Source organism: Paenibacillus sp. FSL H8-0104 (genome assembly GCF_038050215.1).
Taxonomy (GTDB): Bacteria; Bacillota; Bacilli; order Paenibacillales; family Paenibacillaceae; genus Paenibacillus; species Paenibacillus amylolyticus.
Map to the genome: position 1 here is coordinate 1,050,928 of NZ_JBBOTC010000001.1, position 23,570 is coordinate 1,074,497.

Genomic DNA, 23,570 nt, shown 5'->3' on the forward strand with positions numbered 1-23,570 from the left:
GGAGGAGAACAGGATGAATCAGGAAGAGCAAGTACAGGTGTATATGGATGGATTGCAGGAAAGAGCCAAGTCGTTAACAGGGGTACAGCTTGAGCTGGCAGGCTATGTTGTGGAGATCGCCGGGTCTACGTATTTACGTGGAGACGAAAAGATGTTTTTGAATACTGATAAGTTGCTTGAAAGGTTGGCTGCAGAAACGCAGAAACCATTATTCGAGCCACTACTGGATGTGCTCCAGCATCTGGCGAGCGAGTCATTGGTTGCACGATTCCGTTATATCGCAGAGCGTGCGACTCGTTTCCCATACAGTAACAACTATGAACGCCGCCCTTTCCGCACATCCGATCCGGAGCAGCATGTAGAACAAGTCATCCGTAAACTGATGGGATTGTTTCGTATGGAAATGAAAAATTTCTCGCTGGAAGAATATGTGTCACTTCGTGAGTACAAGCTGGATTATTTGCATGAGATCCGTTGGGTCCTGGCGGATTGTATCGCTTATGAACTGGATCATCAGGGCGGAGATATGAAGCAGGCGCTACATGATATTATCTATGGTGACAATCAGACGGCGCTGTTAACCCATGAAATGATCAAAGGTATATTCATGAGTGATCAGGCGGATGCCTATCAGATGGTGGGTGAGCTACTCGTTGCAGCAAGGTTGCAGGAAGGGCTTCGCCAAAGCGTTGTGGAGTGGATGGATGAAGGGACACTGGAAGCCTATATTTACATATTAAAAATCATTATCGACAACAACCTGATTCGTTTCAGTTCCGTGGTAAGAGCGCTTGCCGTATGGACGGGGATCGGTATAGAAGCAGCCAACCAGCGTGTTGCGGCACAGTTGATTGAACAGGCCTATCAGGCGCTTGTGCAACCAGAAGTACGCGAGGCCTGGCAGCAGGAAGCTAACGCCAACAAACTCTTTATCAGTCTTTGGGCGACAGCGGTCATTGAAGAGAATGAATTGAAGAGCAAGATAATCGAGATTATGGATCAAGGTCAGTTATATCAGAAGATTGTTGCTCAATATGTACTGGCTAACAGCCAGAACAGGGAGCTTCGTTTGGACATTGCACGTCGTTATCTGGAGTCGCAGGATACCGAGTTGATGCACTGGATTGTGACCAACTATGATGCGATGTATATGTACAACTGGAGTTTCGAGAATGGAGAGAATCAGCGTAGCGTCTACGTGTGGCCATTGCCTGCTCTTGGAGATAAGGGCTTGCGGCGTCAGGATTTTGATCGGTTCAAACAGATGCTGGCTGCCATTCCAAAAGGCGGGTCAGGTGGACCATCGGGTGTACTTGAGTATGTTCACTACCGGATTGATACGGATGATGTAGTCAAGAAAATGTTATATTTGGCCGCTTATGATATGGACCCGGAATGGATCGGGGAGGTCATCGCAATCAAGGACCGTTTAAGCCCGGAACTGCGCGGAGAACTGTTGTCCCAGTTTGTTCAGCATCCCGATAATGAGGTGCAAAGACAGTTTGTGTTTGAGAGTTTGTCTGATAAAAGCATCAGTAATCGGGAGAGTGCACTCGCCAAAGCGAAGCTGCTCACGTTGACGGTGGATGAGATGAAACAGATGGAGGCGTTGATGAAGCTCAAAACAGGCTCACTTCGTCAGAAGGTCATTCATGTATTGTTACTGCAACCCGTGGACCAATTGGCGGTCTCGCTGAAGCGACTTTTGCAGGCCAAGAGTGAACTGCAGCGTTTGGGTGCGCTAGAATTATTGACCGAGATTGTGGCAGATCCAGAGCGGATAGATCAGCAGGAGCAATTGCAGCCATTGGCGCAGCTGATTGAGACACCCACTGCCAAGGAACAGAAACTACTGGATAAGCTGACTGATCAGGGGAGTCGTTACACAGTTTCTAATGGATTTGGTTTATTTGATCCGAAGCGACGTGAGCCATTGCTGGATGAGAAGCGTGATCTCAAGGGCCATAATCCGAAGGATATCTTTACACTCTCTCTGGATAAGACCAGACCATTTCTGGAGGGACTTAGTGAATTAGTGCATGAACACAGGGATTATGAGTATCAAGTGGAATACTACGCTGGCTATAAAGACACATTGTTAGTCGGAGCGAGTCTTCGCTCCAAGGTTCCGTATGGAGAGCGGAATGAAATGAAGCAGATGGAACAGTTCCCGCTTCATGACGTATGGGAGAACTATATTCAACATGCCGAGTTCAACAGTGTGGAACTGATGCAGCTATACATGGCTATACAGCTCGGGGAGTTCAATGGCAATTTGAGCGACCATTACAGTTATTTCCGTGAGCAGTATGACTATGACGAATTGCAGAAGATTCCGTTATTGGAAGGCTGGCGCAAGTCGTTTGCCGAACGGATCTATCCTCTGGATGACATCGAAAAGCTGCAGCAGATGCTGGATTCGTTAACGTATAAGGATCAGGTAGTGGCACTGATATCGGCGGCATTTCAGGATAGCGACCCGATCGACACGTTTGAAATAGCTGAGAAAACCTGGGCCTCCATCATCGCAAGTATGCCTGCTGATCGACTCGAAAAAGAGTCAGGCATGCTTCATATTCTGACTGGACCTTGGAATTATGTAGTTCGTGGCAAAATCCATGACGATAACAGCTTCAAACGTTTCTTCCAGACAGCTTACCAGTTCACCAGTCTTGTAGAGAGTAGTCAACCGCTGTCTTTACTGTCACTTGAAGATTTCCTGCGTGCGTACCAGTTGAACCTGATTGATGATCAAGAGATATATCGACAGGTGCTGGTCGGTGGGAATCGTCTGTTGTTTATTCGGGACTTAACATCCACTCGTACAGAAATGATCGCGAGTGATCCGAAGCTTGTTCAATTGCGAGATGCGGTGGTCGATCGCATTCTGGAGATTGAGCTGACCCGGGGAGAACTCTCTACAGAAGTAAGCACACTTGCCATGAAACTGGATCGAATTGAAGGCATGGAACACTGGGTACATCTAGTCTCGGCGATGGATCAGGATACATTTGTCCGTGGATATATCTATAGCTATGGAGACAACACAACACGTAAAGAGACGTTTAGCTATTTAATTCAGAATTGTCATCCACGGGATGGAGAAGATGAGAAGCGTCTTGGGGAGTTGCTCCAGAAGTATCCGGTGAATGAGAAAAAATTGCTGGAAGCAGCCATGTACGCCCCGCAGTGGATGGAGATTGTAGCGAAACATCTGGGATGGGAAGGTCTACGCAGTGCAGCTTGGTACTTCCATGCTCATATTAATGAACGCTTTACTGCGGAGAAAGAAACCATCGTGGCCCACTATTCTCCAATCTCACCACAGGACTTTAATGAAGGTGCGTTTGATATCGCTTGGTTTGAAGAAGCCTATGCTGCTGTCGGGGAGGAACGGTTCAATCTGTTATACGATTGTGCCAAGTACATTTCCGGGGGATCTAACCACCGCAGATCCCAATTGTTCGCAGATGCTGCACTAGGCAAGCTTCGACTTGACGATATGCGTGAGTCCGTGTCGGACAAGCGAAACAAGGATCATTTGTTAACCTACAGTTTGATTCCATTCGCTGTAAATCGCGAACAGGATCTGCGTGAGCGATACGACTTCATTCAGAAGTTCCTGATGCAGAGCAAACAATTCGGTGCACAACGCCGTGCCAGTGAAGGTGTGGCATCACAGATTGCACTGGGCAATCTTGCTCGTAATGCAGGTTATGCCGATGTTACGCGGCTGATGTGGGACATGGAAGCACGTAAGTTGGATGAGATGAAATCTTTCTTTGAACCTCATGCATTGGATGCTGACACGACGGCACAATTGGTCATTGATGAGGAAGGCCAACCCGAGATGGTTATCGTTAGCAAAAGCAAGACACTCAAATCTGTACCTGCCCGGTTCAAAAAAGATGGATATATCGCTGAACTGAAAGAGCTGAAATCGGATCTGGTGGATCAGTATCGCCGGGCACGGCAGGAGCTGGAACGTTCGATGACTGCTGGAACGTCATTTACACGTGAGGAAATTGCCAGTCTGATGCAAAATCCGGTTATACAACCGCTGGTAAGAACACTTGTCTTCCAGTCAGGTGACAAGACTGGAAGATTCGATGTATCGTCCAGTGGTTTGGTTGCTCCAGGGCCGGAGGGTACGATCCAGGCACTATCGGAACAGGATCAACTGTTGATTGCTCATCCGCTTCATCTGTATCAGAGCGGAAGCTGGACTGAATTCCAGCGGGATCTGTTCACCCGTCAGGAGCGTCAGCCGTTCAAGCAGGTATTCCGTGAGCTGTATCTTCCTAACGAGGACGAATTGGCTAATGGTACGGTGTCTCGCCGATATGCCGGGTATCAGATTCAACCGAAAAAAGCAGTAGCTCTGCTGAAAGGACGCCAATGGACTGTCAGTTATGAAGAGGGTCTGCAGAAGGTAAGTTATGAGCATAATCTGATTGCGAATCTCTATGCTATGGCAGATTGGTTCTCACCAGCAGATACCGAGGCACCTACCTTGGAGACGGTGCAGTTCTACGATCGTAAGAGCTACAAATCTGTAGCGCTGCAAGATGTGCCGCTGACGTTCTTCTCCGAAGTTATGCGTGATATCGATCTGGTGGTCAGCGTTGCACATGTGGGAGGCGTAGATCCGGAAGCTAGCCTGACAACAATCGAGATGCGCCACGTCATTGTGAACGAATCGTTGCGTCTGCTGAAGATCGACAATGTACGTTTGGACGGGAATTACGCACGAATTGATGGTGAATTAGGTGAGTATGCTGTTCATCTGGGGAGTGGTAATGTGTTCAAACAAGCCACAGGTGCACTTCATATCGTACCGGTGCACAGTCAGCATCGGGGTCGAATCTTCCTGCCATTCCTCGATGAAGATCCGAGAACAGCTGAGATTCTGTCCAAGGTGATGTTGCTCGCCGAAGATAAAAAGATCAAGGACCCGCAGATTCTTGCACAGTTACAGAACTAGAAGTGATTGAACAGAAGTGAGCCGTCCCTCTTGGGGCGGTTTTTTATTTGCTACTCCGATTTCAATGTAACTTCGAATCTCAATATAACGAGTGTAGAACAAGAATCATGGATGGAAAGTGAACAATATGGAGCAATTCCAACATAAAGGCAGCTGAAGAACCTGTTAAAAGGGACCTCAGTTGCTTTTATATTTTTGGATATTTCAATGGACCGGATTGGTTCCGTTTACAAATAGACTTAGGACCCAGAGCGTGTCGGTATATTCCTTAATCTGATAATTAATTGCATTAATTGGTTGATCGGGAGTGGGTCGAACCGACTGTTTTTAAAAGTAAAGAATTTGTTCTAAAGTAGTTACGGAAATGTAAATAATTCGTTTTCTTGTTTTGTTATCTGAATTATTAATATGGTGATTCCAAAGAACTAGGCTTGTTCCAATCGGTCATTTACCAAATTTAAGGGGATGTAATTCATGAGCATGTCGGCTATCGTTAGGAAGCGAAATCTGCTGACTTGCTTGCAGGCTGCAGTTTCAGAAGCCATGTGCAGGACGACCTGAATGCTTGAAAGACTGGGATCAAGCCAGTTCGCATTCCCTTGTATACATATATTCAACATGTGCACAAGAAAAATGATCAAGAGAGAAGGAGAACTTACAACATGAACAGAAGACTCAATCTGATTTTCCTCAAACGATGGTTTATGTTATTAATCATCGTGGCGGTTGCGGCTATGCCGCTACACGCCTTCGCCGCGGAGGCGGAATCTGGGGCCAATCGGCCTTGGATGAACAAATCCTTGTCTGCGGAGGAACGTACCGAGCTGCTGCTCAAGGAGATGACGCTGGAGGAGAAAGTTGGATTCGTAACCGGTAAAGTAAATAACTATTATGGTTTCTATAATGATGGATTGGAGCGCCTCGGCATTCCGGCATTACAGATGGCAGATGGACCCGCAGGAGTACGTGTGGCTAACCCGGATGTGCAGGACAAAAAGTCCACGGCATTGCCTGCACCCATCGCGCTTGCCGCTTCCTGGGATACCAATCTGGCCAAGAAATATGGCGATCTGATCGGTCAGGAAGCACATGATACAACACATAATGTAGTGCTCGGTCCTGGGCTGGATATTGCACGTACACCATGGGGTTCCCGGAACTTCGAATCGCTGGGGGAAGATCCGTTACTGGCTTCCGGTATGGGTGCAGCGTATGTGAGTGGGATTCAAAGTAATCCGGTAATCGCTACTGCGAAGCACTATATCCTGAACAACCAGGAGACGGAACGTTTCACGACCAATGCAACAGCCAGCGAACGTGCGATTCAGGAAGTCTATGCACGTCCGTTCCAGGCGATGGTCGAAAAAGCGGATCTCGGTTCAGCAATGTGTTCATTTAACCAGGTGAACGGTACATATGCTTGTGAGAACAAGGAGATGCTGACGGATGTCCTTAGGGATCAGTTTGGCTTCGAAGGGTTTGTCATGAGTGACTACGGTGCAAACTTCAGTACAGCCAAGTCCGCCAATGCGGGTCTGGATCTGGAGACACCGGGAGAGCCTTACGGCAAATGGGGAGACAAATTGTTGGAAGTCGTGAACAATGGCGAAGTCAGCGAGCAAACCATTGATGAGAAGGTTAGACGCATTTTGCTTCAAATGTTCGATAAAGGACTGTTCGATAACCCTGTAACGAATACACAAATCAATGCTAAGAAAGACGGCAAACAGGCACGTGAAATTGCAGAAGAGAGCATGGTTCTTTTGCAAAACAACGATAATGTGCTGCCGCTGTCCAAGAAAAACGTGAAATCCATCGCTGTCATCGGTCCGGATGCAGATAACGCATCTGCTGCTGGTGGAGGTAGCAGTCTGGTTAATCCGACGTATACCGTAAGTCCACTTCAAGGCATTCGTAACCGTGCCGGTAACGGTGTGGATGTAAAATATGCTGCCGGAACCGATCCTATCTCCGCAGGAGATGCATTTAATGGACCATCCGCCGTACCTTCTACTCTTTTATCACCAGCGGATGCTCAGGAAAGTGAAAGAGACTATGGTACAGATCGCGCGGAATACGGTCTGCGTGCTGAATACTGGACGAATAAAGATATGGAGGGTAATCCTTCTTTGGTCCGTACAGATCATCAGGTCAACATGAATCTTGGATTCTACAACTATGAAGGTTTTAACGCACAGTCTTCCAAGCTTCCAGTGACACCTACGAAATTCAATGCCAAAATGTCTGCTCGTTGGACAGGGGCGATCACAGCACCTCAAACGGGTGAATATAAACTGTCCCTGACCAGTCTAGGTTCTGCGAAACTGTATGTGGATGATAAGTTACTCGTAGACAATCAAGGTGAAACATTGAGTACAACGAAGAAAGAAATCACATTCAAAGAAGGTGAGTCCCACAATATTCGAATTGAGTATCGTACGGATTTCCCGGTACAGACCAATCATGATATGGGTGCACAGGTTCGTTTCGGCTGGGAAGCTCCAGACGACGCTGTGGATATTAAAATGCAAAAAGCAGTTGAGCTGGCGAAAAAATCCGATGTTGCCGTCGTGGTAACTCGTACGTATGACAGTGAAGGTTACGTCGACCGTTCCGACCTGGAGCTGCCGAATAACCAGGAGCAGCTGATCCGCAAGGTAGCAGCAGCCAATCCCAAAACGATCGTGGTGCAAATGAGTGGTCGCGCTGTTGAAATGGATTCCTGGCAAAAAGAAGTGCCATCCATCGTTCAGGCTTGGTATGCAGGTCAGGAACAAGGTAATGCGTTGGCACGTGTGCTGTTTGGTGATGTGAATCCATCCGGTAAGCTGCCGGTGACGTTCCCATCAGATGATTCCCAGACCCCGGTATCCACTGCGGAACAATTCCCGGGTGTGAACGGGGTGGGCAACTATTCCGAGGGTATTTTTGTAGGGTATAAAGGATATGACAAAGAAGGCATGACACCGGCGTTTGCTTTTGGACACGGACTGTCGTATACCGATTTTAATTATCGTAATCTGCATGTGAAAAACACTGGTAAAGGCGATAAGGAAACTGTAGAAGTATCCCTGAATCTGCGTAATACCGGTAAAGTTTCCGGTGCAGAAGTTGTACAGGTCTATGTTAGCAATCTGCCAACTAAAGTTGAAACTCCAGAGAAGCAGCTTGCTGGTTGGGCGAAGGTAGATCTGAAGGCAGGCAAGCAGCAGCGGGTCAACATTCAACTGGATCGCAGCGCATTGTCCTACTGGGATGAAACATCCCATGAATGGGTAATGCCTAAGGGTAAAGTCCAAGTGTATGTTGGCAGTGCATCGGATGATATCCGTCTGACAGGCAGTGTGAATATCGGAAGCAAGTCCGGTAAATAAAAGTTCAATAAGGGAGATTGGAAGGTTGTTCTCCCAGTGAAGTTATTTCGTTAAATGCAGTTTGTTCTACTTCATATAGATTAGGAAAATGAGTCGTGGCCTAGTGGCCGCGGCTTTTTCCACAATGGAAGGAGAGTGAAGCGTGATGAACATAGGCTGGCGAGAGCATCCCAAACGATGGATGATCCTGTTGATCGCAGCTGTTTGTTGTGTTGGTATAGGAATCTGGCTTATCTTCAACCGAAGTGAACAACCCGCTCCGCCACCGGTTGTGGACAAACAGAGAACGGCCGAAGTCTGGTTAACCACGGGAGATCAGCAAAATCTGCTTACACCACAGAAGCCCATTCCAATTACCGATCACCATGATGCAGACCCAAGATCTTCAGTTTCTTCAACGCAGGAGTCAGACATTTCTTCGTCGGCGTTCACCATACAGATTGACTCGGAAAAGATATATCAGACCATGGATGGATTTGGCGCAGCGATGACGGGTTCATCTGCGCATCTGATCAACGAGCTCCCAGAGGAACAACAAGAGCAACTGCTGAAGGAACTGTTTACAACAGAAGGGCTGAACATGGATATGGTGCGTCATACGATTGGTGCCTCCGATTATTCGGTAGATGGATCAGGTGTGGCTTCGAGTTATACCTATGATGATATCGAGTCTGGCAAGGACTATGACATGGAATCCTTTTCGATCGAAAAGGATCAGGAAGTTGTGAACATGCTGGAGAGTGTAGCTGATTTGAAACCGGATCTTAACGTACTGGGCACACCGTGGACGGCCCCGGGCTGGATGAAGTATGGGGAGAAGACCACTAACGGTTGGTATCTGGATTACAACGATCCTCAGGTGTACGAAGCGTACGCAAGATATTTTGTGAAATATATCAAAGCGTATCAGGCAAAGGGCATTCCCATCTACGGGATCACGTTGCAAAATGAACCGGAGTTCACCTCGGATAAATATCCGAGTATGAGTATGGGCGCCGAAGAACAAGCGATGTTCATACGGGATTATCTCGGCCCGGCTCTACAGGATGCGGGACTGGACACGCGAATCATCGCGTATGATCATAACTGGGATCAGGCGGTTGATTATACCGCTACGGTGCTTGGTGATGAGCAGGCTGCTGTCTATATCGATGGATCTGCTTTTCACTGTTATGCAGGTGATCCATCTGCCATGTCGGAAGTGCATGAGCGCTTCCCAGACAAAAATATCTATTTTACCGAATGTAGTGGTGGGGAGTGGAGTCCTGATTTTGGCGAGAATCTGAGCTGGCAAATGTCCAATCTCATCATTGGTGCACCTCGCAACTGGGCGAAAAATGTACTGCTCTGGAACATCGCACTCGATCCGCAAGGGGGACCCACGAACGGTGGCTGTGAGAACTGTCGTGGGGTTGTGACGATTGACCCCGACAGTGATGAAATCACTAGAAATGTCGAGTATTATGCGTTAGGCCACATCAGCCGTTATGTACGTCCAGGAGCTGTGAGAGTTGATTCCACGCAAGAACAGGGCAAGATCGAGAACGTAACCTTCCGCAATCCGGATGGAACGATGGTGCTGGTTGCAGCTAACACGGGTGAGGCAGAAGTTTCCTTTGATGTAGTCATGAGCGGAGATTCGTTTCGATATATACTGCCTTCCCAATCGGCAGCAACCTTCCGTTGGAAGCCAAAAACGGAGGTAGAACGTTGACTCAAGCTTGGAAATTATGGGTACAGATTGAATGATGAACATGATAAAATAAACGTAGAGTTATTTCAAATTTGATGTATTAAACAAGTCCGATCCCAGGATCGGGCTTTTACATAACTTTTTACTTTTAATAGAGAAGGAGCATACATTGGACATGTTAGTCGCTGCATATCGGGAACAGGATCATGACAAGTTGGTCGAGATCTGGGAGAGTGCTGTTCGGGCAACACATACGTTTTTGGAAGAGCATCACATTCAGTTCTACAAAAAAGTGGTGAGTGATGTGTTGCAACAAAAACAAGTTGAGATTTGGGAAGTGCTCAATACGAAGCAACAACCCGTGGGTTTTATTGGTGTGGATGATAACTTTATCGAGATGTTATTTGTGGATCCGAGTCAACACGGACAGGGTCTAGGACGTCTTCTAATAGACCATGCCTTCAAAATCAAAGGCCGTCACCTCAAGGTGGATGTTAATGAGCAGAATACTGGGGCAGCCCGATTCTATGAAAAGATGGGATTTGTACAGATGGGGCGGTCTGAATTGGATAGTTCCGGTAATCCGTTTCCGCTGTTGCATCTGGAGATCAAACAGGAAGAGGCCGAGAGATTGTCGTAATGGATAGACCATGAGTTATAAATGACCAGGATGAGGAGTGTGCAGGATGACACAGATCAAGGTGACACCGGAACAACTGGAGACGGTCAGTGGGCAGTTCGCTCAGGCACATCAGCAATTATCGGGATTCATGTCCACATTGGACGGTAAGATGAGTGTCATGCGCAGCAACTGGGATGGCATGGAGCGTGAGCGTTTTTATAACGATTATTCAACGGCACAAGGCACGATGAAATCTGTTCTGGAACTGGTTCTGTCCATTCAGTCGGAGCTTAAGAAGATTGCCGAGCGTTTCCGCACGACAGATGAAGAGGCGGTGAGCCAGGCAATCATGACGGCGCTGACCGCAGCGCGGGCGCTATCAACCATGGGCAAAAATAAAGGCGATGATCTGGACAAAACGCCAGGTCCACCAAAGAACATGGATGAATGGGATGAGAAGGATGCCGAGAAATACCAGAACTATGAGGAAATGCTGAAGAAAGCCAAAGAGATGGGTGACGAAGAACTGGCGCAGCAGATTCAGGCCAGTATGAACATCATTCGGCTTCAGTACGAAGATGTAATCTATCAGACTGACCCCAATACTGGCAAGACGGTAAAAATAACCGAGGATTCCATCGTAGGTACGTATCAGGTGAAAAGCGACAAGGGCGAAACGACCACCATCAGTCTGGATAAACAGGGCAATGTGGTGGACTATAGCAAGGATACGGAAAAGTATAGGTATTCGGAGCAAACGCACACGACCAGTCAAGGCGAGCATCTCTTTGGCAAAGCAGCACAAACGGCTACAGCCTACGGGATTGGTCTGCTGCTCACAAGCAAGACGGGCTCTGCCTTTACAGAACATGCCACTGGACTTGGTTCTTCGTTCGTTGCGGACAAGTTCCTGTTCTCTGTGCCGGAAGAAGGCGAGACACGTACGATGATCTACCGTACCAATAAGGACACGGGTAAAATCGAGAATATGATCGTGGTCACGCGCGGCGACAACGATATTGAATATACTCCGTGGCGGGAGTACTTCTAAGCCACGGATGGGGTTGGCAAGCGGGCAACACAGGGATACCTGGTTGCGGCCCGCTTGCTGACCCACCGCATGGAGCCATGTGGTTGTGTATCACATGGCTATGCGTGTGGAGGGCAGGCGGCTTATCCGTGAGCCTGCCTATAGAGAAACACCCCGGCAACCTTTTCCCTGAGATGTGAAGGATGCCGGGGTGTTTTGGATTCTTCTTACCGATTAGCCACGGTCGAAGGACCGGGCCGGAAGGATGTCTTTTTTTGCCAGAGATTAATGTGTCTCTTCATCCAGAAACGGTTTGTTCACCGCATAATACATAAAGCCCATCAGCAGCACACCACCCACCAGATTACCCAAGGTCACGGGAACCAGGTTGTGAAGCACACCTTCAAATGAGATCGTCCCCGGGTGATTCAGCACAAGTGCAATCGCGAACGTACACATATTGGCGATACTGTGCTCGTATCCCGAGATGAAGAAGCAGAACACAAAGAGCATCATGGCAAACATTTTGGCTCCATTCTCCTTCATAAACATTGGAACAAAGAACGCCATACACACAAGCCAGTTACACAGAATTCCCCGGAAAAAGAGCTGCATGGTTGGAACTTCCATTTTGTGTTCTACCACGCTTAACAGAAAACCATTCACCTGAGACGAGTCGAACAATCCGGTCAGGTAGATTAACAGGGCAAACACAGCTGCGCCCATCAGGTTACCGCTATAACTCGCAATCCACAGCTTGATCACTTCGAACCAGCGCAGTTTCTTGCGCAGCGCCGCATACGTGTAATAAAACGTATTGCCCGTGAACAGGTCACCCCCGCCATAGGCGATCAGAATGATGGCCGCCCCAAACGTAATTGCCGCCATCGGATAGGTGAACGGGGACTGCTCCATATAAAAGAAGTTACCTGTCTTAAACGCCACGATGACGCCGAATCCGATAAACATACTGGCCAGCATGGAGCGTGCAAGGTACCTGATTAAACTTTGTTTGTAAATCTTGTGTTTCTTCAGAGCTAGTTGTTCCACGTTGCGTAAAGCTTCCGTTTCCATAATTCTCCTCCAATAGCATGGTGTCTTGCTTACCATTATAACGAAATTATGGAAATTGGGGAGGGTAAACTTGGTTTATTGATTATTACTTCCTTGTTTCAATTGCAGTGGAGCGGAAGCAGGATCGGACGGGAAGCCAAGGCTTCTTCCACAATCTGTTCAGGCGTCAGGTCTCGATCATCCCAGAAAATGAGATTACTGATCCCCGCATGTGGAACCTGCTGTTGTAGCTCCGTCAACATGTCATCCAACTCGGCTTCCGTTCCTTCAGAGTCCATCAGTTTGCGGACCAATTCTACCAAATGTAATCTATTGTCCATATCGATACCTCCTGAATGATTCATAGCGTGAACAAATTAGTCTTTCATGGGCTGATTCAATGGATCATATAGAATGATCACCGGAAAAAATTTGGGCTCAAGCATCAGACTAATGCGTTGTTCGTCTTGATCAGTATATGAAATGATATAGTTCCCGAAATGAGACTCGTAGATGAAGTCTTGGAATTGAAAGGAATGTTCGGGATACTTTATCTTCACATATAACGTAGTAACTCCTCGGGCCAAGGTTTCTTTTAACATAGGAATTTGGGCCAAAATGATAATAGCAATAAGAACAATTAGTATACGTTTAGCGAGACGGGTCAGATGGATTCACCCCATTATCGTTAATCAATTTTCAACAATTCATGAAGGCCCATCTCAAAATAGATATCACTCCATAAGGATAGCCAGATTACCAAACTGCTCGCCTTTTTCCATACGTTCGAATGCTTTTACTACGTCTTGCAATGGATATACGCCATCAATTACAGGATGTATGTCATGGTGCTCCACGAATTGCAGCATCTGGATAAACTCCTCACGGCTGCCCATAGAGGTGCCGATCAGACTGATCTGCGGGAAGAAGATAGAGCGAATTGGTAGGGTCAGATCATCCCCCGAGCTTGCACCATACATCACGATACGTCCACCTGGTCTGATTATATCAAAATATTTTGGGAACATGGCTTGTCCGATGCTATCCAAGATGATGTCTACAGGTTCCAGATCGTTCTGCGTACTCCAATCGGCATGGCTATCCAATGCATGGGTAGCACCCAAGCGCAGTGCCTCATTTCTTTTGGCTTCACTTCTGGAGGTGACGGTCACCGTGGCACCAGCCGCTACTGCCATGAGCAGGGCATAGGTTGCAACACCACCGCCAATACCTGGAATGAGCACATGTTCACCTTTCTTCAATACACCGCGAGTGAATAAGGCGCGATAGGCCGTCAGCGCTGAAAGGGGCAATACGCCTGCTTCCTCCCAGGATAGGTGGGCTGGCTTAGGCAGGGCATTTTCAGCAGGCAACGTTATATATTGAGCCAGTGTTCCATCCGTAGGGCCACCAACAATATCGGGTACGGTCGGCACTTCAGATGCATGTTCCCAAGCGAGTGTAGGGTGGATAATGACTTCATCTCCTATCGCGAACCCTCTTACGCTTTCGCCAATCGCTACGATAATACCTGCTCCATCGGAACCGGGAACGAGTGGGATGTCCTGAGGGCCGCGTCCTGCCATGATGAATAGATCCCGATGATTGATACCAGCGGATTTTAATTGAATCTGCACTTCCCCGGCTTCTGGTGCCCGAGAGATTGACTCTGTATATTGAAGACCTGCAAGGCCGCTCTGGGCCGAATGAACGATAGCTTTCATTTTCAATATTCCTCCTGTCTGTGTAGCCAGATTTCACTACTGAGCCTCATTGTACAGACGGAGCAGATTCACGTAAAATGAACAAAAATGATTGTCAGTATCATTAAAAATAATAGATAAGCACTTTGCATGAATCGGATGATGCAGGATGCCGATATAACGACGAGCAGGTGATCAGGATATGGATGCAGGTGATTTGAAAATATTTCAGGCGGTTGCCCGCGAAGGTAGTATCAGTAAAGCTGCGCTCTCACTTAATTATGTGCAGTCCAATGTAACAGCACGGATTAAACAGTTGGAGACCCAACTGCAAGTACCGCTATTTCATCGTTCCAATCGGGGGATGTCGCTTACACCAGCAGGCGAGAACCTGCTTGGGTATGCGGATAGAATATTGGAATTATTATATGAAGCAGAGCAGGCCACGCAAGTGGGTAACCCACCAGCTGGCATGCTTCGTCTGGGTGCCATAGAGACAGCAGCTTCTACTTTTCTGACGCCGCTCTTGGCTGAATATACTTCATGCTACCCGGAAGTACAGCATTCGCTTGTCACGGGTGGGACCCATGAACTGAACCAGAAGGTTATTCAACATGAATTGCATGGAGCCTTAATATATGGCCCGATTGATCATCCTGAGCTGAATTATATGAAGATGTATGACGAGGAATTGGTGTTGATCGCTGAACCTGGAGTACATGAAATGTACACGTTATTGTCCAGGCCGATGTTGTTTTTTGAGATCGGATGCACTCATCGCACTCAGGCGGAATCCTTTTTGAACGATCAGGGTATCCACACGTTTAACATCATGGAATATGGAACACTGGACACGATTCTGAATGGTGTATCTGCCGGGCTCGGCGTATCATTGCTGCCACGTTCTTCGGTTACCAAAGCAGAATTAAGAGGTGAGATCGCGGTGATGTCTTTGCCTGATCCCTATTGTCGGTTGGAAGTAGGATTTGTGTATTCCCGTGGTGAACATATATCTAGTGCACTCAGCGCTTTGGTTGAGATTATTACAGAACCAGACCTATAAGAGGTTGTTCAAAAGTCCATTTATGAACATGAACATGCACTATAAAGGAGTGAGTGATCTTGAAAGAAACTGCGTTAACGTTGGCTGATGCCTTTAATCAGGTAGATTTTATTGTGGGCGGTCACGGCAGTCGCCAAGTGAAGGTGCTTCAGAACGTACTGGACCAGATCGATGGGGAGTTGTTCAGTGACCACTACGGGAACGGCCCACTCATTGAAGAATTTCAGCAACAGATGGCTGACGTTCTTGGCAAGGAATCGGCGGTATTTTTTCCAAGTGGAACGATGGCGCAGCAGATAGCATTACGAATCTGGTGTGACCGCAAAGATGTAAAACGAGTAGCTTACCACCCTCTGTGTCATCTTGAAATCCATGAGGAAGACGGACTGAAAGAGTTGCATCAGATTGAAACAATTTTACTTGCGGACAAGGATCGTTTGATTTGTTTGGAAGATGTACAAGCGCTTGATCAGGACATTGCCTGTCTGCTGTTGGAACTTCCGCAACGTGAGATTGGTGGGCAATTACCGGCGTATGAAGAACTGGAAGCGATCTCGGCCTATTGCCGTGAACGCGGGATTAAGCTACATCTGGACGGGGCACGCCTGTTTGAGATCACTCCCTATTATCAGAAAACACCTGCGGAGATTTGCAGTTTGTTTGATACGGTGTATGTTTCCTTTTATAAAGGCATTGGAGGTATTGCGGGGGCTATATTGGCGGGTGATCCGGATGTGATGCAAGAATCGAAAGTATGGAAACGTCGGCACGGCGGAGATCTGATCGGTCTGTATCCGTATATTCTGAGTTCTCAATATTATTTCAATGAACGGATTGGCAAAATGGAACTGTATTACGAGCAGGCTCAAGAACTCGCCTTACTACTGAATGCGTGTCACGGGATACAAACGTTGCCCGAGGTACCGGTATCAAATATGTTCCATGTACACTTTGCGCTCGCTGCCGCCGAAGTTGAACCAATTCTTGTGCAAATGGCTCAGCAGTATGGCATAGGAATGACTTCATATCTGAACAAAACAAGTGGGAACAGCTGTGCCTTTGAACTGTCTACGGGTGATCGTTATGAGAAAGTTCCTCAGGACAAGCTGCGTGCAGCACTGGAATGGCTGGATCAAGAGTTGCGTAAACAGTTGAGATAAAAAGTTGATTTTAATGCTCGACTCTTGTTTGGGTAAGGCGTTGCGCTTCAAGGAGAACTATTGAATTCACAACGGCTGATCAGTGGAGAAAAGTACCTTAAGGGGGAGTTCAAGTGACGTCAATAGAATTGGAACCGATTCGTGATCTTTTGGTAAAAGCCTACGATACAACAATGGGAGATGGGTGTACTCCTGAAACACAACAGAGCATTGAGGATTTTGAGCAAAAGTATAATGTGAAACTGCCCGCAGCGTATCGCGCACTTTTGCTTGAGTTCGGTGCATGTAATTTCGGCGACCCTGCCTTGTATTCGGTGAAAGAACTGAGCTGGGCTTATCCGGATTTTTTGGAAGTATACCGTGAATATGAGAAAGAATACGAGCTGCCAGCTGACCTCCAGCCTTTCCCGATTGGTGGATTTGGTGAAGGAAGTACGGCTATACTGGATCAAAGTTCAGGCAAGATAATGATGTTGATTCACGATGCAGGGGAAACTCCTCTGCGGGAAATTGCTGTGGATTTTAATGAATTGATGACGATGCTGGCTGAGTCGGCAATCTGGGTTCAGGAACAGATGAATTAACAAGGTAGACGGAAGGATGCGCAATTGGCTTATGGATATTCGGAAGTTAAGATACTTTATCACGGTGGCAGAAGAACTTCATTTTCACCGTGCAGCGGAAAAATTAAATATGACGCAACCACCGCTGAGCCAGCAGATTCAGAATTTAGAGGATGAGCTTGGCGTGAAGTTGTTGGAGCGCACCAGAAAAATGGTTCGTCTCACCCCGGCAGGTGCGGTATTTCTGGAACAGGCCAGGCTAATCATGGCCCAGCTCGAACGATCTATTCAGCTTACACAAAAGGCAGATCAGGGCATCATCGGGCATATAACCATAGCCTTTGTGGATTCGGCTTCGGGGAGCATTATGGTGGATGTTCTTAGGAAATTTCGCGCTGCGTATCCTCAGATTGAATTGACGCTGCGTGAGATGACTTCATCCCAACAATTGCAGGCACTGGAAGACGGACAGATCCATATTGGATTTTTGCGATATCAGGAAGATACTCGTCATGTCTCGTTCCGCCCCTGCCAGATGGAAACGTTGATTGCTGTATTGCCAGATCATCACCCGAAGGCTTCTCAGACTCAAGTTTCAATTCGAGAACTGGCGGATGAAGATTTTATTTTATTCCCAAGGCATCTGGGTTCCCCGTTCCATCGTCTCGTTTTGGATTATTGCAGGGAGCATGGCGTAGATCCTCGAATTACGCAGGAAGCGATCCAGATGTATACGATTGTGAATCTCGTTGCGGCGGGCATGGGCATTTCCATTGTTCCGTCATCGGTGGATGTGTTCCAGCGTAAGGGTGTAGTCTTTCTTCCATTAGAAGAAAATCCGCCCTCCGTACCGTTGTACACGGCATGGCGGACGGATATGAATCAGGAAGTGGTATCACGTTTTATGAACTTTGTTGATGAATGTGTTTAACCCGTCTTGGTCGGATCACGCTCAATCCATGGATTCAATATTTCATCAATACGAGTCATGATCGCAGGGTCCAGTTTCACACCAGAAGCTTTTACATTCTCCAATACCTGCTCCGGCCGGGATGCACCGATAATCACGGAACTAACATACGAATGTTGTAGAACCCACGCCACAGCGAGTTGGGGGAGAGTTAGACCAATCTCTTTAGCGAGTGGAACAAGCTGTTGCACAGCGGTAAGAACATCTTCACGTAACCACTGTCCAGCCAGTTTATTGAAAAAGGGTGCTCCTGCCTCAGCTGCTGCGCGTGATCCGGTGGGCAATGCTGCGTTAGGCGCATATTTGCCTGATAGTATACCCTGAGCAAGAGGAGACCATGTAATCTGTCCAAGTCCTGCTTGGTCGCTTGCAGGCACCACTTCTTGCTCAATCACACGCCATAACATTGAATATTGGGGCTGACTTGCAATGAAGGGTATATGAAGTTCCCGCGCCAAAGCGGCTCCTCGTGCAATCTGATCTGCGTTCCATTCACTTACGCCAATGTAATGGACTTTGCCCTGACGCACCAAATCGGAGAATGCCAGAAACGTCTCTTCCAGCGGAGTATTGTAGTCATAACGGTGAGCGTAATAGACATCGATATAATCCGTCTGTAGCCGCCGTAATGAACCATTGCAGGCTTCCATGATGTGTTTACGTGAAAGTCCGCGGTCATTATGACCTGTGCCGGTTGGGTGACAGACTTTGGTGCACAGTTCAATACTTTCTCTTCGTATATCCTTAAGAGCCTGTCCCAGTACGGACTCTGCCTTGGTATTGGAGTACACATCTGCGGTATCAAATGTGGTAATACCTGCATCCAATGCGGTTCGCACACAAGCTTCTGCTATTCCATCCTCGACTTGCGCTCCATGCGTAATCCAGTTGCCGAGTGAAATCTCACTGACGGTTAATCCACTGTTTCCTAATTTGCGATATTCCATTCATGTCGCCTCCCTAAGTCATCTGGACTCCATTGTAACAATGGCAGATTAATAGGTGAAATATCTTTTAACCTCATCTTTGATACGAAAAAAGTATCAGTGAATCTACATTTTCTCCTGGAGGTATTTGCGATAGAGAGCAGGCGTAATTTCCTCGAACTTTTTGAATATTTTGATAAAATATCCCGATTCATTAAATCCCAGCTCATCACTGATCTGTGAGACAGGCATGTCGGTGACCTCCAGCAATTGCTTGGCCCACTTTATCTTGAGTTTTGCCAGATAGGTGGTGAAGTTCTCGCCCGTTTCCTTGGCAAACAGTCTGCTGAAATAACTCGGACTCAGGTGGCATAGATCGGCCATTTGTTTGAGTGAAACCTGCTCACTCTTGTGACTGTGAATGTATTCAAAAGCAGGCTGAAGCACCGGGCTGGAGCTTTCCGTATCACTTGGGCTGTTCTTCAGATAAGCATCCGCTATCGCATTGGTCATCTCTTTTTTGATCGACTCGATATTACGAATGGAGTAACCCGGCAGAATGGTGGAGAGGTTTAGAGTCTCCTGATTGCCTGAAGCTTTTTCGAACATTTCAACTAACAGATTTTTGTTGAGCGCTTCTTCCACAATGTAGTTGCAGAGCAGGGATAACATGTTAGAGATTTTCACAATCTCTTCATAGGTCATCACAGGTAGCTGGGCGTAATCATCCTTTAATTCCTCCAGCTTGGCTGCATGCATGGGTACGTTTTTGGACGTGACAATTTGCTCCAAGTCGCTACCCTTTTCCGGATCGGCGAGTTTCACTTGTCCTGCCATGACGGCGCCGATATATTTGCCATCAATCGTGATCGGAATCGCGATATCTATAATATTGAAATGGCATAAATACACATAAGGTTCATTCAATCGGACCGCTTCCAGACCACCGCGTGAATCACATTTTTGACAGTAGGGGAGAAGCTCCGGGTCTTTACGGACATTCTGGCAGAAAGCCTGACAGCTACTGTGACTGGTTACGGGAATGCCTTTATAATCAACGGTGAGGATCGCCAGTTTGGTTACTGTTGCGAGAGAATCTTGTAGACGCTTCCATTTATTTAGGTCCAGAATTTTATTGATATGCAGATATTCTTTGATCATTGGTGCAACCTCCATAGGCTAACCTGATTCATAATTTAGGCCGTTAAAAGTTAGCAAGTTGTACATATTAAGATGTAATGATGACGGGTAATGTATAATGGGAGGTCAAAATTCAACCATCTCATGACAATAAGATACCATGATTGCGCCAAAAAGCAAAAAATTACGATTGTAAATTATAATAATTTGTTATCAAAGTCCACTGTAAACCTGCTGCTCATGCGTTATATTAAGGTCAATTGTAAGAAATTAAAATTTGATGTAATCACTACACTATTTCATATCCTTAGGAGGCATATAATATTATGAGAAAAGCATTTATCAGCCCAACCAAATATGTACAAGGCGAAGACGAGTTGTTGAACCTGGGGTACTTTGTTAAATCTTTTGGAGAATCTGCCTTGCTTATTGCACATCCGGATGATGTACAGCGTGTCAAAGCAAAGCTGGATGCAACAGCCGAGAAATTTAATATTACGTTTGTTGAAAGCGGTTTTAAAGGGGAATGTTCCCGTGAGGAAGTTGCTCGTCTGCAAGCGATCGCGAAGGAAAAAGGATGTGACTCTACCATCGGTCTTGGTGGTGGTAAAGCCATTGATGCGGCTAAATGTGTAGCTGAAGGCGAAGCACTGATCATCTGCCCAACGATTGCGGCAACAGACGCACCGACAAGTCACTCCGCTGTATTGTACACACCGGATGGTTCTTTTGATGACTATGCTTACTTCAAACAAAGCCCAAGTGTGGTACTCGTTGATACAACGGTAATTGCTAATGCACCAACACGTTTCCTCGTATCCGGTATGGGAGATGCGCTCTCTACATACTTCGAAGCAAGAGCAACAGCGAAATCTTATTCCCGTGTAAACGCAAGTCTGCCAATGGGTTCCCGCGAAGGATATACACCTTCTGCTGTGGGTACCAATGCGGCGCTTGCACTGGCAAAATTGTGTTATGAAATGCTGCTGACTGATGGTGCAAAAGCAAAAGTAGCGAGTGACAGCAACGTTGTGACACAAGCGCTGGAAAATATCGTTGAGACCAACATTCTGTTATCTGGTCTTGGATTCGAAAGTGGCGGACTGGCCGCAGCACATGCAATTCACAACGGTTTGACTGTTCTGGAAGGCACACATCATTTCTTCCATGGTGAAAAAGTATCCTTCGGTACAATCGCACAGCTCGTCCTTGAAAATGCACCAACTGAAGAGCTGCATGAAGTCATGGACTTCTGTCTCGAAGTGGGACTGCCGATCAGCTTGGCGGATATCGGTGTAGATACGATTAGTCAGGAAGAACTGTTGAAAGTGGCAGAGATCGCTTGTATTCCGGAAGAATCCATTCACGCCATGCCGTTCCCAATCACCGTTCCTGAAGTAGCTGCTGCCATTGCAGCGGCTGACCGCATGGGCCGTGAGTACAAATCAGCTCGCCGGGAGGTAAAATAATGAAGAAAATTATTAACCAGGCCGAACATGTTGTTATGGAAATGTGCAACGGGATTGCGCTTGCACACCCGGAGCTTGAATTTCTGAAAAAATATAAAGTCATCAAGCGCAGAGAGATTCAGGCCGATAAAGTCAGCCTGATCAGTGGCGGAGGCAGCGGACATGAACCGGCTCACGCTGGTTATGTGGGTAAAGGCATGCTGGATGCAGCGGTGTGTGGAGATGTATTCGCATCTCCTTCCCAAATCCAGGTGTATCAAGCGATCAAGGCAACAGCCAGCAACAAGGGGACACTCCTGATCATCAAGAACTACAGCGGCGACATGATGAATTTCAAGAATGCAGCACATCTGGCTGAAGAAGATGGCATCAACGTACAGTATGTACGTGTTGAGGATGACATCGCTGTACAAGACAGTTTGTATACCGTTGGGCGTCGCGGCGTTGCCGGAACTGTACTGGTTCACAAGATCGCCGGAGCAGCAGCCGAAGAAGGCCGCAGTCTGGCAGATGTGAAATCCGTTGCTGAGAAAGCAGCTCAGAACGTGCGCAGTATTGGTTTTGGATTCACATCCTGTACGGTGCCCGCCAAAGGCACGCCTACATTTGAAATTGCTGAAGATGAGATGGAATTCGGCGTAGGGATTCATGGTGAGCCAGGGATTCGCCGTGAGAAATTGGTATCAGCGGATGAATTGGCAGGACGTATGGTCGAAGCATTGCTCGCAGACATGAAGCTGGATAAGGATGCATCCGCTGAGATTGCGGTGCTCGTGAATGGTTTTGGTGCAACACCACTGCAAGAACTGTATCTGCTCAACAATTCCGTTCAGCGTGAGCTTGCTGGACATGCAGGTCTGAAGGTCGCTACTACGTTTGTAGGCAACTACATGACAAGTATCGATATGGCGGGTGCGTCGGTTACGATCCTGAAACTGGATGATGAACTAAAAACGCTGTTGTTCAAGGAAAGTGATACACCTGCATTTAAAGTATCCGGCCCTCCAGCAGCACAAGTGGCGTATTCCGAAGCGCTGGAAGCTGTTGTGGGTGAAGACGCTCCTGTATCTTACGAAGTGGAGACGGATGCATCAGCTGCGGTCATCGAAGGCAATCAATTTTCACTGGACAATGTCGTCTATCTGATCGATAAAATGGGTGAGATCATCATCAAGAACGAGGTACCGTTCTGTGAACTGGATTCACATGCCGGTGATGGCGATTTTGGTATGAGTGTGGCAAAAGGCTTCCGCCAGTTGAAACGCGAATGGAATCACATCATTAACGAAGATAAAAAAGACATCGGATCATTCCTCGATGCATGTTCCTTGGTCATCATGGAATATTGTGGTGGCGCATCTGGCCCGATCTGGGGTTCAGCATTCCGTGCAGCTGGCAAAGCTGTAGGGGATAAACAGCAATTAAACGTTGCTGAATTTGCTGAGATGATCCATGCAGCCGTACACGGGATTCAGTCTACAGGAGAACGTTCCTTCGGACGTGGCGCCGTTGTAGGTGATAAAACCTTGATCGATGCACTCGTTCCGTGTGCCGATTCCTGGACACAAAGCGCAGAGTCTGGCGATGACTTCAAAACAGCATTTGCCAAAGGTGCAGCAGCCGCCGTTGAAGGTGCGAAGAAAACCGAAGACATCGTGGCACGTATGGGACGTGCAGGTGCCGTCGGTGATCGTAGTCTGGGCTACCCGGATGCTGGTGCGTATGCGCTGGGTGTTATTTTCACAGAATTATCTGAGTCGATGAAATAAGATTGGTCACGGGTTTGCCCAGCGTCATTCATCAGACAGGTATAGAGATTG

General features: G+C 47.3%; 16 protein-coding genes. 11 read left to right on the forward strand and 5 right to left on the reverse strand.

Translation table 11 applies throughout. From position 1 onward, the window contains the following. Window positions 1-13: 13 nt before the first annotated feature. The 5 genes from NST38_RS04750 (at window position 14) to NST38_RS04770 (ending at window position 11,724) form a co-directional block, all read left to right on the forward strand. Window positions 14-4,984, forward strand: coding sequence for a DUF4132 domain-containing protein (locus tag NST38_RS04750; protein ID WP_076253479.1), 4,971 nt, complete (start codon window positions 14-16; stop codon window positions 4,982-4,984). 662 nt (window positions 4,985-5,646) lie between these two features. Next, window positions 5,647-8,358, forward strand: a complete 2,712-nt coding sequence (locus tag NST38_RS04755) for a beta-glucosidase (RefSeq protein ID WP_076253478.1) — start codon at window positions 5,647-5,649, stop codon at window positions 8,356-8,358. 145 nt (window positions 8,359-8,503) lie between these two features. Beyond that, entirely contained in the window at window positions 8,504-10,072 is a 1,569-nt protein-coding gene (locus tag NST38_RS04760) for a glycoside hydrolase family 30 protein (protein ID WP_076253477.1), read from the forward strand. Window positions 10,073-10,226: 154 nt separating this feature from the next. Continuing rightward, window positions 10,227-10,691: an acetyltransferase gene (locus NST38_RS04765; RefSeq protein ID WP_076253476.1), complete on the forward strand. Its 465-nt coding sequence runs from the start codon at window positions 10,227-10,229 to the stop codon at window positions 10,689-10,691. Between the two features lie 46 nt (window positions 10,692-10,737). Beyond that, window positions 10,738-11,724, forward strand: coding sequence for a WXG100 family type VII secretion target (locus tag NST38_RS04770; RefSeq protein WP_036606168.1), 987 nt, complete (start codon window positions 10,738-10,740; stop codon window positions 11,722-11,724). A 264-nt stretch (window positions 11,725-11,988) separates the two neighbouring features. Here NST38_RS04770 and NST38_RS04775 read toward each other — a convergent pair whose 3' ends face one another. From NST38_RS04775 to NST38_RS04785, 3 genes are all read right to left on the reverse strand, one after another. Beyond that, window positions 11,989-12,777, reverse strand: a complete 789-nt coding sequence (locus tag NST38_RS04775; RefSeq protein WP_017690511.1) for a formate/nitrite transporter family protein — start codon at window positions 12,775-12,777, stop codon at window positions 11,989-11,991. Window positions 12,778-12,875: 98 nt separating this feature from the next. Further along, window positions 12,876-13,097, reverse strand: coding sequence for a bacteriocin immunity protein (locus NST38_RS04780; protein ID WP_083684868.1), 222 nt, complete (start codon window positions 13,095-13,097; stop codon window positions 12,876-12,878). Window positions 13,098-13,490: 393 nt separating this feature from the next. Next, the gene (locus NST38_RS04785; RefSeq protein WP_076253473.1) at window positions 13,491-14,480 is read right to left on the reverse strand and encodes a quinone oxidoreductase family protein; all 990 of its coding nucleotides are present in this window, start codon (window positions 14,478-14,480) and stop codon (window positions 13,491-13,493) included. Window positions 14,481-14,661: 181 nt separating this feature from the next. On the opposite strand from NST38_RS04785, the gene NST38_RS04790 reads away from it, so the two are divergent. From NST38_RS04790 to NST38_RS04805, 4 genes are all read left to right on the forward strand, one after another. Further along, window positions 14,662-15,522: a LysR family transcriptional regulator gene (locus NST38_RS04790; protein ID WP_076253472.1), complete on the forward strand. Its 861-nt coding sequence runs from the start codon at window positions 14,662-14,664 to the stop codon at window positions 15,520-15,522. A gap of 59 nt (window positions 15,523-15,581) precedes the next feature. Continuing rightward, window positions 15,582-16,682, forward strand: coding sequence for a threonine aldolase family protein (locus NST38_RS04795; RefSeq protein WP_076253471.1), 1,101 nt, complete (start codon window positions 15,582-15,584; stop codon window positions 16,680-16,682). A 113-nt stretch (window positions 16,683-16,795) separates the two neighbouring features. Then, complete coding sequence (locus tag NST38_RS04800) at window positions 16,796-17,266, forward strand: SMI1/KNR4 family protein (protein ID WP_076253470.1); 471 nt, start codon at window positions 16,796-16,798, stop codon at window positions 17,264-17,266. A 31-nt stretch (window positions 17,267-17,297) separates the two neighbouring features. Next, the gene (locus NST38_RS04805) at window positions 17,298-18,176 is read left to right on the forward strand and encodes a LysR family transcriptional regulator (RefSeq protein WP_036672639.1); all 879 of its coding nucleotides are present in this window, start codon (window positions 17,298-17,300) and stop codon (window positions 18,174-18,176) included. Here the strand turns inward: NST38_RS04805 and NST38_RS04810 are convergent. Together NST38_RS04810 and NST38_RS04815 are read right to left on the reverse strand one after the other, a co-directional pair. Next, the gene (locus NST38_RS04810; RefSeq protein WP_076253469.1) at window positions 18,173-19,162 is read right to left on the reverse strand and encodes an aldo/keto reductase family protein; all 990 of its coding nucleotides are present in this window, start codon (window positions 19,160-19,162) and stop codon (window positions 18,173-18,175) included. The two genes, NST38_RS04805 and NST38_RS04810, sit on opposite strands and share 4 nt — an antisense overlap. A 105-nt stretch (window positions 19,163-19,267) precedes the next feature. Next, entirely contained in the window at window positions 19,268-20,302 is a 1,035-nt protein-coding gene (locus NST38_RS04815) for a PocR ligand-binding domain-containing protein (protein ID WP_036606178.1), read from the reverse strand. 305 nt (window positions 20,303-20,607) lie between these two features. On the opposite strand from NST38_RS04815, the gene NST38_RS04820 reads away from it, so the two are divergent. Together NST38_RS04820 and dhaK are read left to right on the forward strand one after the other, a co-directional pair. Continuing rightward, window positions 20,608-21,750, forward strand: coding sequence for a glycerol dehydrogenase (locus NST38_RS04820; protein ID WP_036606179.1), 1,143 nt, complete (start codon window positions 20,608-20,610; stop codon window positions 21,748-21,750). Continuing rightward, window positions 21,750-23,519 (forward strand): dihydroxyacetone kinase subunit DhaK, encoded by a 1,770-nt coding sequence (dhaK, locus tag NST38_RS04825; protein WP_076253468.1) that lies wholly within the window; start codon window positions 21,750-21,752, stop codon window positions 23,517-23,519. Before NST38_RS04820 ends, dhaK begins: the two co-directional genes overlap by 1 nt. The last annotated feature ends 51 nt before the right edge of the window (window positions 23,520-23,570 follow it).

Bases quoted from the DNA above. Each gene is read 5' to 3' on its own strand.
- NST38_RS04790 (WP_076253472.1), top strand. From the start codon at position 14,662: ATGGATGCAGGTGATTTGAAAATATTTCAGGCGGTTGCCCGCGAAGGT.
- NST38_RS04755 (WP_076253478.1), top strand. From the start codon at position 5,647: ATGAACAGAAGACTCAATCTGATTTTCCTCAAACGATGGTTTATGTTA.
- dhaK (WP_076253468.1), top strand. From the start codon at position 21,750: ATGAAGAAAATTATTAACCAGGCCGAACATGTTGTTATGGAAATGTGC.
- NST38_RS04770 (WP_036606168.1), top strand. From the start codon at position 10,738: ATGACACAGATCAAGGTGACACCGGAACAACTGGAGACGGTCAGTGGG.
- NST38_RS04785 (WP_076253473.1), bottom strand. From the start codon at position 14,480: ATGAAAGCTATCGTTCATTCGGCCCAGAGCGGCCTTGCAGGTCTTCAA.
- NST38_RS04765 (WP_076253476.1), top strand. From the start codon at position 10,227: ATGTTAGTCGCTGCATATCGGGAACAGGATCATGACAAGTTGGTCGAG.
- NST38_RS04815 (WP_036606178.1), bottom strand. From the start codon at position 20,302: ATGATCAAAGAATATCTGCATATCAATAAAATTCTGGACCTAAATAAA.
- NST38_RS04760 (WP_076253477.1), top strand. From the start codon at position 8,504: ATGAACATAGGCTGGCGAGAGCATCCCAAACGATGGATGATCCTGTTG.
- NST38_RS04780 (WP_083684868.1), bottom strand. From the start codon at position 13,097: ATGGACAATAGATTACATTTGGTAGAATTGGTCCGCAAACTGATGGAC.
- NST38_RS04820 (WP_036606179.1), top strand. From the start codon at position 20,608: ATGAGAAAAGCATTTATCAGCCCAACCAAATATGTACAAGGCGAAGAC.
- NST38_RS04805 (WP_036672639.1), top strand. From the start codon at position 17,298: ATGGATATTCGGAAGTTAAGATACTTTATCACGGTGGCAGAAGAACTT.
- NST38_RS04750 (WP_076253479.1), top strand. From the start codon at position 14: ATGAATCAGGAAGAGCAAGTACAGGTGTATATGGATGGATTGCAGGAA.
- NST38_RS04775 (WP_017690511.1), bottom strand. From the start codon at position 12,777: ATGGAAACGGAAGCTTTACGCAACGTGGAACAACTAGCTCTGAAGAAA.
- NST38_RS04810 (WP_076253469.1), bottom strand. From the start codon at position 19,162: ATGGAATATCGCAAATTAGGAAACAGTGGATTAACCGTCAGTGAGATT.